The 11,052-nt window shown below is 62.3% G+C and carries 8 protein-coding genes and 2 pseudogenes; 6 read left to right on the top strand and 4 right to left on the bottom strand.

Annotated features, from left to right (window positions below; translation table 11 throughout):
* From IFT55_RS17020 to IFT55_RS17010, 3 genes and pseudogenes are all read left to right on the top strand, one after another.
* Window positions 1-561: pseudogene (locus tag IFT55_RS17020) on the top strand (hypothetical protein); the annotation flags it as partial.
* Window positions 562-684: 123 nt separating this feature from the next.
* Complete coding sequence (locus tag IFT55_RS17015; protein WP_192093549.1) at window positions 685-1,236, top strand: antibiotic biosynthesis monooxygenase; 552 nt, start codon at window positions 685-687, stop codon at window positions 1,234-1,236.
* 281 nt (window positions 1,237-1,517) lie between these two features.
* Complete coding sequence (locus IFT55_RS17010) at window positions 1,518-2,744, top strand: Gfo/Idh/MocA family protein (protein WP_192093548.1); 1,227 nt, start codon at window positions 1,518-1,520, stop codon at window positions 2,742-2,744.
* A gap of 96 nt (window positions 2,745-2,840) precedes the next feature.
* Here the strand turns inward: IFT55_RS17010 and IFT55_RS17005 are convergent, their stop codons facing one another.
* The gene (locus IFT55_RS17005) at window positions 2,841-3,728 is read right to left on the bottom strand and encodes a LysR family transcriptional regulator (RefSeq protein WP_192093547.1); all 888 of its coding nucleotides are present in this window, start codon (window positions 3,726-3,728) and stop codon (window positions 2,841-2,843) included.
* Between the two features lie 95 nt (window positions 3,729-3,823).
* On the opposite strand from IFT55_RS17005, the gene IFT55_RS17000 reads away from it, so the two are divergent.
* The 3 genes from IFT55_RS17000 to IFT55_RS16990 all read left to right on the top strand — a co-directional run bounded on the left by IFT55_RS17000 (window position 3,824) and on the right by IFT55_RS16990 (window position 7,106).
* Window positions 3,824-4,927 carry an aldo/keto reductase gene (locus IFT55_RS17000; protein WP_192093546.1) on the top strand — a complete coding sequence of 368 codons (1,104 nt, stop codon included), beginning with the start codon at window positions 3,824-3,826 and terminating at the stop codon, window positions 4,925-4,927.
* Between the two features lie 488 nt (window positions 4,928-5,415).
* Window positions 5,416-6,201, top strand: coding sequence for an alpha/beta fold hydrolase (locus IFT55_RS16995; protein ID WP_192093545.1), 786 nt, complete (start codon window positions 5,416-5,418; stop codon window positions 6,199-6,201).
* Entirely contained in the window at window positions 6,201-7,106 is a 906-nt protein-coding gene (locus IFT55_RS16990) for an alpha/beta hydrolase (protein ID WP_249403914.1), read from the top strand. Before IFT55_RS16995 ends, IFT55_RS16990 begins: the two co-directional genes overlap by 1 nt.
* Before the next feature lie 374 nt (window positions 7,107-7,480).
* Here the strand turns inward: IFT55_RS16990 and IFT55_RS17835 are convergent.
* The 3 genes and pseudogenes from IFT55_RS17835 to IFT55_RS16975 form a co-directional block, all read right to left on the bottom strand.
* A pseudogene (locus tag IFT55_RS17835) lies at window positions 7,481-7,720 on the bottom strand (IS6 family transposase); the annotation flags it as partial.
* A 102-nt stretch (window positions 7,721-7,822) separates the two neighbouring features.
* Window positions 7,823-9,616, bottom strand: a complete 1,794-nt coding sequence (locus tag IFT55_RS16980; protein ID WP_192093542.1) for a DUF6923 family protein — start codon at window positions 9,614-9,616, stop codon at window positions 7,823-7,825.
* Between the two features lie 676 nt (window positions 9,617-10,292).
* A partial coding sequence (locus IFT55_RS16975) for a hypothetical protein (RefSeq protein WP_192093541.1) occupies window positions 10,293-11,052 on the bottom strand: 760 nt, incomplete at its 5' end.

Here is an 11,052-nt window from a genome sequence, read left to right as displayed (position 1 = left end):
CTATCCGCCCGGGCGGCCACCATTGCCAGCGCCTCACCGGCGGACCTGCGCACTGCCACCCACGCCATCGTGACCATGGTGCGCATCCACGACGGGCGCATCGAGGTAGACTGCGCCGCCGCCGCCATTGCCGAACTGCTGCAGGCAACGCTTGCGCCGCACGCGCCGGCAACGGTGACATTCGTCTCCGATGTCCGGCTGACACGTTCGGGCCGGGTCATGCGACTGGTGCAGGCCAGTGGGGCAGGTGTTACGCCTACTGGCAACGCCTCGCTCGTCCGGCTTGTGCTCAAGGCGCGGCGCTGGTGGGGCATGCTAAGAGGCGGCGAGCTCGACATCACCACGCTGGCGGCACGCGAAGGCGTCCAGCCAGCTTACGTCACCCGCGTGCTGCGGCTGGCGTTTCTGGCGCCGGCTGTGGTCGACGCGATCCTCGGCGGCGCCATCCGTACCGGGGTGGATGGGACAGCGCTTACGGCTACCGGTGCCATTCCGCCGCTGTGGTCGGAGCAGGTTGCGACCCTGCTGCCGGGTACCGCGGGGAGGGGAAGGGATGGTTAGACCCACATCCGCTTCCTGGGGAGTTGCCCGCCGTTTCACGTAAGCGCTTCTGCGGTACTGTGGTCCGAGCGCTGATCTGGCAGTCAGCCGGCACTAACGGGATCGGCGGTACGTTCCTGCGCCATGCCAGCAGATCCAGATCAGACCGTTACCGTCGTTACCAGCCGGGCTATTCGTGCCGGTCATGAAGAGGACTTCGAACAGTGGGTCAAAGAGCTCAACCGCCTTGCACACGCAGCCCCGGGGTATCGTGCCGCTATCCGGCTCGGGCAGACTGCCGGCTTCCAGCATCTGCTGTTTCGCTTTGATGACCAGGACGCGGTCGATGCATGGCAGGCTGACAATGCTCTCAAGGCTCATGCCGCTGCCGCCGACGCTTATTCCACAATGCTTCGGCAAACCAGCGAAGGCGACGCAGTCGCATTCGATCTGCCCAGCGATGCGAGTGCCAGCAAGTGGAAGCGCTTTGTAACGACGTGGCTGACTGTCTTTCCAATCCTTCTCGTCATCAGCACGATCGTCCGCACGGTGCTGAAGGATGCACCATTGCCGCTCCAGCTCCTGCCGTCATCGCTGATACTGACAGCAACGCTGCAGTGGATCATCCTTCCCCGCCTGCAGCGATATACCCGCTTCTGGTTGCTGCAGGACAGTTCCGGACGGCTCCAGACGTAAGCGCGGCGGCTGCAAACCCGGAATAACAACTGCCTACTCCAGACAGCCAAGACCCCGAGCAGGTGTCCATGCACTCGGATCTTCCAGACGACGTCCGCGCGCTGATGCAGCGGTCTGGTCACGTGCATCATCGATCCGGTTAGCGATACCAGTGGCTGCCGCATTCAGACATCACGGGGGAATCGTCTCGCTTCGTATGACCTGTTGGACCAAGCGTGCCAGTCGAACATTACATAGCAACGGGCGCAAGGGTGACTGGCGCGTGCAAAGGGAGGTCGGCGATGGTTGGCATCGAAATGACACGGCGTGGGTTCATCGATGCCGGTAGCGCAGCCGCAGCGGCATCGCTCGCTGCAATAGCAGCGCCAGCATCAACCATCGTTCAGGCTACCGGTGGTGCGCGAGTGAAGGGTCAGCCTTTGCCGGATGGTCTGAAGCTGCCCTCCACGCCACCGCGTCGCAAGCGTGCGGACAGCGTGGGAATCGCAATCGTCGGACTTGGTGGCTATGCGCTCAACCAGATGATGCCGCGTTTTGCGGAGACGGAGCGGACCCATATCGCTGCGATCGTGTCGGGAAACCCAGACAAGCTGCGCCGTGTCGGCGACGCCTATGGTATTCCCCCTGACGCACGCTATTCCTACGAAAACTTTGCCAAAATCGCATCCGACAGGCGCATCGACGCGGCGTACATTGTTCTGCCAACCGGCCTGCATGCCGAATGGGCAATCCGTGCCTTTGCGGCAGGCAAGCACGTCCTGTGCGAAAAGCCCATGGCGCTCTCCAGTGCCGACTGCGAGCGGATGATCGCCGCCAGCAGCCGCGCCGACCGCAAGCTGATGATCGCCTATCGATCGCATTTCGAACCGTACAATCTAGAAGCAATGCGGTTGATGGCGCAAAAGGCGATCGGGGATATCCGGCTCGTGCGCACGGAGCAGTCGTCCCGTATGGGACCGACAACCCCGCGCGAGAACTGGCGGGCAAGTCGCGCCCTAGCAGGTGGCGGTCCGTTGGAAGATTACGGGATATACGGCCTCCAGTCGGCCCTCTATCTGACGGGCGAGATGCCGGAAAGCATCAGCGCGACCACCTTCCGCCCGACCGACGATCCGCGCTTCCAGGAGATTTTCGCGCATCTGTCTTCGCAGTGGCGGTTTCCATCAGGTGCGGTGGCGCAGCTTGTTACGTCGTATGACTCGGCGGGCATCAACTTCGCGCAGGTGCGGGGTACAACCGGTGCCCTGATGATGGATCCTGCAACCAGCTATGTCGGGCAGAAAATGCGGATTGAGGGGCGTGACGGTCGCGATCTTACTCCCGGCGATCCGAGCGTCCAGTTTGCCCGTCAGCTCGACCATTTTGCCGACGCCGTTCGGGATAACGTTCCGATCAGGACGCCGGGGGAAATGGGCCTGCGCGACCTGCGGCTGATCGAGGCAATCTACGCATCAGCCGAAACCGGACGAACGGTGCGCTTAGCACCGGACGGCACGATGAGGCGATGACCCACCTCAGACGTTCAGCTCCTCCCTAACGCTCTTCGAAAGCGGACACTGGTTTCATCGTCGTTCCAGGCCCGTTACCGGAACGTGCTGCGGTGATCAGACGCGCATCGCCATCATGAATGCGCGGAAGGCGGCACTGGGCTGGCGACGGCTGGGGTAATACAGGTGATTCGGCGGCAGGGTGGGGGCCCAGCCGGCCAGCACCTCGACCAGCGTGCCATCAGCCAGCTGTTGCGCGGCATGCGGCAACGGAAGGCAGGTAACACCCAACCCAGCCAGCGCGGCGTCGCGCATCACGTCAATGTCGTTGGTGATGAAGTCGCCACGAACCGAACGCTCTGACGTCTGGCCATCTCGCTCAAACTGCCATCGGTGAACGACACCGGAAGAGGTGTATCGGTAACACAAACACCGGTGCCCGCCGAGGTCGTCCGGATCGACCGGTGCGCTACAGTTGGCGAGATAGGCGGGGCCGGCGACGAAGACGAGCGGCACCGGCGCGCTGACGGGAACAGATATCATGTCGGCCTGCAGGGTCTGTGCATGTCGTACCCCGCAGTCGAAGCGATCGGCGACGATGTCGACGAACCCGTCGTCGACAACCAGTTCGACTGCGATGTCGGGATACGCGCGAGCGAAGTCGGGAAGTCGCGGCAGAATGGCATATATGGCGGCAACCCGGTGCGCACTGACCCGGATACGCCCCGCCGGCCGTTCGCGCGCACCGTCCATTTCCTCCAGCGCACTTGCGACCGAGGCTATTGCCGGCCTCAATCGCCCCAGCAGCTCCTCTCCCGCGGGCGTCGGCGCCAGGGACCGGGTAGTACGGTCAAGCAACCGGACACCGAGTTTTGTCTCCAGAGACCGCATCGCATGGCTCAACGCAGAGGCGGACAGCCCAAGGCGCGTTGCCGCGCGCGCGAAGCTGCCGGCCTCGACAATCGCTTCGAATACCGCGAGGCCGGACCAGAGATCACGATCCATTGCTGAATGTCCTTCAGGAGCCCATGCGCTGTGGACCGTCTAATCCGTAAGCGGCGTGGCGTCCATCTAGGGGCAACACAGTACAGGATGCGACCATGAACCTCGATACCTATCGCCCGCTGGGCCGCTCCGGACTGCTGGTCAGCCCGCTGGCACTCGGCACGATGACCTTCGGTACGCGACGCTGGGGCCTTGACGAGGGCGGCAGCCGTGCCGTGTTCGAACGCTATACCGACCTGGGCGGCAATTTCGTCGACACAGCCGACGTTTATGCAGACGGGCGATCCGAGGAGATGGTCGGCTCGTTCATCGCCGAACAATCCGCGCGCGATCGGATGATCATCGCGACCAAGAGCGGGTTTGCGACCGGCCGCGGCTATCATGCTGGCGGCAACGGCACGCGCCACGTCCTGGCGTCCGTCGAAGGATCACTCCGTCGGCTTCGCACGGACTTCATCGACCTGTACTGGGTGCATGTCTGGGACGGAATCACTCCGGCCGACGAGCTCCTGCGGACCATGACCGGCCTCGTCGCTGCGGGTAAGATCCGCTACTGGGGCATGTCCAATTCACCTGCCTGGTATGTCGCGGAGCTTGCGACACTCGCACGGGTCCAGGGTGATCCAGCGCCGATCGGGCTGCAGTATTTCTATTCGCTGGTTGAACGCGGCGTCGAAGCCGAGCATCTGCCGCTTGCGCGGTCAGCCGGCATGGGCCTCGTTCCGTGGAGTCCACTTGCCTACGGCCTGCTGACCGGCAAATACGACCGCGCCACCGTCGAGGCGGCTCCGAAGCGGGCGGGCGGCGTCCCCAACCAGGCTGGACAGGACGACGCGGTCCGGCCTGCGGACGACAGGCGCCTTGATGGCGACAACCCGTTCGGCGACACGCTATTCACCGACCGTAACTGGCAGATCCTCAACGTCCTGAAGAGTGTCGCAGAGGAAATTGGTGAGACGCCCGCGCGCGTTGCATTGGCCTGGGTGGTTGGACAGCCGGGCGTCGCATCGACGCTGATGGGGGTAAGTCGGCCCGAACAGGTGACTGACAACGTCGCTGCACTCGGTCTTCACCTGTCGCCGGATCATCGCGCCACGCTTGATGCGGCGAGCGGCGGCAATCAGCCATTTCTGTATGGCCTGTTCGAACAGGCCGCGCGCAACCAGATTGTCTTCGGCGGCGGAGATGTTCGAAACTGAGGCAAGCGCAGGGCGATCATGCGGATCAGGATCATCGGGCCGGCATGGCAGCCCTCTTCTGCGTACAGGCGCTGCGTTGGCAGGGCCATTCTCGTCTCCAGCTATCGAACGTTCGGTGAGTGCCGTGTCTTCGACGATCTACGGTCATCGAGCGACGGGGTGTCCGTGCTGGCACGGCGACGAAGCGCCCAGACAAGATTGGAAACGCTCGAAATCACGGCAGCGATTGCGAGCAGCATCGGGGGATCGAAGACAGGCATGACGCGACTCCTTGTTCCCGGTATGTGCCTATATGGGTTGCTGTAGGAAAGTTCGGTTTGTGATGTAGTGAGGCGAACTGATCCCGACCGATGGCGTACGCGGGGCGGGGTCGCAGCCAGCGAAGTCGACGTATCCAGTCCGGCATCACCTTGCACTGACGTACAAGAGTATCCGACGCCGTTACGTCACTTCGATCGTTGAGTAGCGCGAACAGGACGGAGCTTCGCATGCATCATATCACCCGCGGCACCGGGAAGCCGCTCCTCCTGATCCATGGATTGGGTAGCAGCTGGCGTGCCTGGCAGCCGATCCTCGATGGTCTGGCGGCAGAACGATCGGTCATCGCTGTCGACCTGCCGGGTCACGGCGCAACGCCGGCCGAACAGGATAGCGGCACTTTCGAAGGGCTTGTCGGCAGTGTCGAGCGCTACCTTGTCGCGAACAGCCTTGTTGGTATCGATGCCGCAGGCAGCTCTCTGGGCGCCCGGATCGTGCTGGAGCTGGCGCGGCGGGGGAAGGTTGGCAACGTCGTCGCGCTCGATCCGGGCGGGTTCTGGCGTGGCTGGGAGCGTGCCTTTTTCCGCACCACCATCGGCCTGTCCGCACGACTGCTGCGCGCCTTGCGATCGCGCCTTCCGGCTATCAGTCGCAGCGCTGCGGCGCGCAGCGCGCTGCTAGCTCAGCTATCGGCAAAACCTTCCGCGCTGTCGCCTGAACTGGTGTGTGCAGAGTTGACCGGCATCGCCGACACGCTGAGGTTCGATGCCCTTGTCCGCGACCTTGCCGACGGCCCTGCGCAGCAAGGCCCCGCCGCTGACCCGACGCAACGCATCGTCATCGGTTGGGGCCGACAGGATCGCCTGTGTCTGCCCCGACAGGCAGCCCGGGCAGTTGCGGCGTTCCCCTCCGCGACCCTGCACTGGTTTGAGCATAGCGGCCATTTTCCGATGTGGGACATGCCACGCGAAGCGACGGCTGTTATCCTGCAGGCAACCCGGTCAACGACCGCATGATGCCTGGCAGTGCACGCCTGCGTGTCGCCGCGCTGCTCGGGTCGCTTGCCGCGGCCTGTTCGCCGCTGAACACCTTCGACAGACTGGTGCCGAAGGATCGTGGTGGCGTGCTCGTGGCAGGCGACCTCGCATACGGTCCAGACCCGCGCCAGCGAATGGATGTCTACGCACCGCGCGGGGGGTGCCGGCAACGACGACCGGTGGTGGTGTTTTTCTACGGCGGTAGCTGGAGCAGCGGGACACGTGCCGGCTACGCTTTCGTAGGACGTGCCCTTGCGGCGCAGGGTTTCGTAACGGTCGTGCCGGATTATCGACTGGTTCCCGAAGTTCGTTATCCAGCGTTTGTCGAGGACGGTGCGGCTGCGGTGCGCTGGGTAACGGCGCACGCCGGAGACTATTGCGGCAACGGCGAAACGGTCGTGCTGATGGGCCATTCGGCAGGTGCCTATATCGCGGCGATGCTGGCGGTAGACCCGCGCTGGCTGGGAGACACCCGGACGTCGTTAAAGGGATTCGTCGGGCTCGCCGGCCCTTATGACTTCGCACCCTTCGACGTGGACGCGAGCCGTGCCGCCTTCGGGCAGGTGTCCGACCCGGCAGAAACACAGCCAGTGACGTGGGCTGGCGTTGGCGACCCGCCCGCGCTGCTGCTTTACGGCAGGGACGATACCGTCGTGCGTCCGCGCAACAGCGAGGCGCTGGCCGCCCGGCTGCGCGCGGGCGGCGTGGCCGTGGACCAGCACGCTTACCGCAAGCTGGGCCATGTCGGGATCGTGCTGGCACTCGCCCGACCGTTTCGCGGCCGCGCGCCGGTACTGGATGATGTTTCTGGCTTTATCCGCAGGAGCGCGAGCCAGAGCGGTGCCGGTCCTCTCGGCGATGTTGGTGGTGAAGTGTCGAAATGATCAAACCCGGACGGCAGCGATGCAGAAAGGCGCACCCTGTCCGTATTCCAGCCTGCCGAAGTTTCCCTGACCGGGCCAAAACTGGTGGAAAGCAGAATGGCCGCTTTCCGCGACCGATCGGCGGTGATGCGCCGTTCGTTCAGGCGATGTTATTGCATCAAACGATTGGCCGGGTGCTGTCAGACTAACGTGAACCGCTCTCTGCACGATACAGGTCGGTCTTTAACGGCAGGGCTAGCTCGCAATTACCTGCCACTCTGCCGAAGCCGCAAAGCGGCGTTCTCGGTGGTCTGGCGGTCGACGAGATGGCCTTCGAGGTTGAAATGATTGTGGACGTTGGCGTGCACCGAAGCCAACTTCTGTAACGAACTCATTCGCATGCGCGACACGCGCTGACGCCGGATGTTCCCTGCGAACATCGGACCAAGCCTGTTCCACCACATACGTACCGTCTCATAGCAGATGTCGATGCCGCGCTCGAACAGCAGGTCCTCGACGTTCCGCAGCGACAGTGGAAACCGCACGTACATCATGACTACCAGCCGGATTACCTCAGGCGACGAGTTGAACCGGCGGAACGGGCTTGCCGGTTTCGCTCGTGATTGTAGGCTCATGGCACCGCAAAATTGCATGCTGAGCTACCGTGTCACGTTAGTCTGACAGAGCCGCTTGGGGCTACCGGCGCAGATTGATCCGCATCGGTAGCCCAGCCCGCTTCAGCCTATCTCGGGAAAAGCGGTCGAGAGGCCATAGACGATCATCGAGGCGTTGAAGCCAGTGACGCCGGACAGTTCGATCATCACGTTATCGACGAAACCGTCCGCGCTGGCGTCCGTGAACCGGATGAACGTATCGCCGCCGAAAACGTCGATCCTGATATGCGACGCGTCATAGCCCGCGATATGCAGCGTATCGTTGACCAGATCGAAGTCGGTGATCACATCGACACCGTCACCTGCGGAATAATTGACGCGATCGAAGCCGGCGCCGGTCGTGATGTGGTCGCCGCCGTTTGCAACGAGATCGGTCAGAATCTTTTTCTGACCAGTGTCGATCGCCAGCGCTTCGAAGCCGTCGCCCGTTTGCTGCGATACCGATAGCGTCCGGGAAACCTTGGTGGCGGCCGATGCAACCGGATCGATTTTCACGAGATCCCCCGACACGCGATCGACCGCCCAAAGCGTGCCCGCACTGTCGAACGATGCGCCTTCCAGCTTCGAGTTGGTCGGCAGATTGGCAACCTGCGTAGTCTTCAGTACGGTCCCGTTCGCGCTGCTGATCTCGACCAGCAACGTCTTTGCACCGTCCTCAACCAGCCCGAACAGCTTGCCGCTCATCGGGTCGGAAGCAAGCGCTCCAACCTTCTTTGAAAGCGTGTTGTCGCCTATGATCGTGAACGCGCCGGTTGCGGGATCTACTGAAACCAGGTCGCCTTCGGAGGCGAAGTACAGCTTGCCGTCGGTCCCGAACGTGAAGTCCTGCAACGCCGATTTGTACGCGCCGATGGTCCCCCCAATATAGGTCGTTGCCGCCGTGAGCGGGTCCACCTTGATCAGCCCAGTGACGTTGCCGGTGCTCACCACGAAGCCATAGAGCATGCCATCGACGGGATTGAGTGCGAGCGATTCGACATCGAGATTGCTCCCGCTTTTGCCCGGTGCGGGAACCGTCACGGCGCCAACTTCGGTGGTCACGCCCGTTGCGAGCTCGATGCGATACAGTTTGCTATTATGCCCGCCGCTGGTCGCACCGCCGATGCTGTAGGCGTAGCCGCTCGGGGCCGCATTCTCGTAGACCGCGGTGACCGTTCCGTCGTCGCTTTGACCGGCTATCTGATCGTTGCTGTTGAAACCTTCGAACCGGTCGTCGCCGCTGCCAAGCGCAGTGAAGGTCGTGCGGCCTTCTCCGCTCGCGATCAGCGGAAGACCGGGCTTGTTCACAGCTTCAAGGAAGGTCAGGTCACCTGCGGCCAATTCGGCTGCGATGTCGAGCGGCTTGAAGCTGACAAGATCGTCGCCGCCACCGGTATTGATCCGGAAGCTCGTGACCCACACGCTGTTCTGGTCCTCGACGACACGAATATCGATCACGTCGTCGCCGGCGCCCGTGATGATGTTTCCACGTTTGGTCCCGTTCAGGACCAGCGTGCTGCCGGCAGTGTCGTCGAGCCCGATCTGCGCATCGACATGGACGAAGCCGTCGAAGAAGAAATTCTGTGCTCCGCTCGACAGTAATTGCGCGTTCTTGACGACGTTCCAATCCGGGATCTGATCAAGGACGGTACGGCCGTCGAGATAGGTCATCGTGCCGACGCGTCCACCGTAAAGGAAGCCTCCGGTGAAGCTCTCGCGCACATAAGAAACCGCTATCTGGTTAGAGACTTTGGCGAATGTGGGCTGGTCACCGGGGAGGGCGGAAATATCGATCGGGGTGAAGCCCGATGGACCATTGCGAAGATACCAGGCGTCCTCGCTGCCCCTCATTCCGAACGATATAGTGAACGTCGACATTATTATCCTCCCCCAAGTACCGAGTAATATCGTTACTGCTACGTTAAGGCAGGAGTCAAATAGGGCTATCTGCAATTCCTCAAATGGGACAGTTTTGCAACTAATCTGTACTTGCTTATACTTGCCGACCGTGAAGCTGCCGGCGTTATGAACCGTTTATATGAGAGGCGTGATCTGCTTCAGGCGTCGTCGGGAAACTTGCATAAGCGACCCGTTCTGGCTGACGCATAACCAGCTGGAGCTGGTGCGACGGTTCTTCCTTAAGCGACACGGCAAGCTGCACGTTCACGAGCGTCGGGCGTTGCGCGGCACCGTGTTCGTCAATCGAAACGCGTTTCGTCGGCGAGTATGGCTCGCACAGAATGTTCTGCAACCGGTGGACGCGTTGGCGCAATGTGGGCGTGTTCACGCGGATGATGGAGAGGCCGGCTTCTCCAGATACTGATCCGAGGAGCTTCCTGATCGAATTGGGTTACCTGAAGGCGCACCGCACGGCATCCACCCTGCAACTATCGTCAGCCAAACCGCTTCGCCACGTTACTCCGACAAGCCCCACGAACGGTTGATCACGCCTCGCTACAGAACGAAGGCGAGTCGACCAAGGCAACTGATAAAACAGAACGGGCAGCGATCCTGCTGGATCGCTGCCCGAGAGTATCAGCTTCTGACAGTCGGATCAGAAGCTGATGTCGGTCGTGTCGGTGCCGGTCGTGCCGACTAGGGAGTAGACATAGTAGGTCACGCCATCGCGCAGGATCGAACCGTCGAACTCCAGCGAGTCGACTGCGGCCCCCGTCGTGCCCTTGAGCAGGATCGAACCGGTATCGTTGGGCAGGCCGAACTTGCCCGCGGTCCCGACGATGATACCGTCGTTGTTGCCGTCGACCAGCTTGCTGGTCGTGACGACCAGATCGCGCTTGCCGAAGCGACCGATTGAGTCGTCGCCGAGGTCGAGGCCAAGGCCGGTGTCGAACAAGAATACGTTCGCCGTCTCGTCACCGATATCGCCGTTAAGGACGTTGTTAACGAACGTACCCTCTTCCGCGCCGTTCGGGCGAACTGCGGCATCGCCATAGACCGAATGACCAGCGACGTCGGTGCCGAGGAAGCGCAGGGCGTTGACGCCGTCGAGCTGGACGAAGTCGCCAACTTCCGGTGCGTCGATCGACACCTTGTTGCCCGACAGTGCGATGATGCCGTCGTTGTTGCCGTCATACAGCTTGGTATCGACCACCAGCAGGTCGGAATGACCGAAGTTGGTGACGCGATCGTTGCCGGTGGTGGCCGCCGATGCAAAGTAGAAGACGTTCGAACCGTCGACACCGGTCAGCACCTGCGCCGCGGACGACGAACCGTTGACGAGGTCGGGTAGCTTGAGCAGGTCGAGCAGCGGATCGATCGTCACGACCGGCACGACCGGCGCCTTCTCGACCGTC

It is taken from the genome of Sphingomonas sp. CFBP 13720 (genome assembly GCF_014842075.1).
Classification (GTDB): domain Bacteria; phylum Pseudomonadota; class Alphaproteobacteria; order Sphingomonadales; family Sphingomonadaceae; genus Sphingomonas.
This window is presented reverse-complemented; position numbering and strand designations above follow the sequence as displayed.

Bases quoted from the DNA above. Each gene is read 5' to 3' on its own strand.
- IFT55_RS17015 (WP_192093549.1), top strand. From the start codon at position 685: ATGCCAGCAGATCCAGATCAGACCGTTACCGTCGTTACCAGCCGGGCT.
- IFT55_RS17010 (WP_192093548.1), top strand. From the start codon at position 1,518: ATGGTTGGCATCGAAATGACACGGCGTGGGTTCATCGATGCCGGTAGC.
- IFT55_RS17005 (WP_192093547.1), bottom strand. From the start codon at position 3,728: ATGGATCGTGATCTCTGGTCCGGCCTCGCGGTATTCGAAGCGATTGTC.
- IFT55_RS17000 (WP_192093546.1), top strand. From the start codon at position 3,824: ATGAACCTCGATACCTATCGCCCGCTGGGCCGCTCCGGACTGCTGGTC.
- IFT55_RS16995 (WP_192093545.1), top strand. From the start codon at position 5,416: ATGCATCATATCACCCGCGGCACCGGGAAGCCGCTCCTCCTGATCCAT.
- IFT55_RS16990 (WP_249403914.1), top strand. From the start codon at position 6,201: ATGCCTGGCAGTGCACGCCTGCGTGTCGCCGCGCTGCTCGGGTCGCTT.
- IFT55_RS16980 (WP_192093542.1), bottom strand. From the start codon at position 9,616: ATGTCGACGTTCACTATATCGTTCGGAATGAGGGGCAGCGAGGACGCC.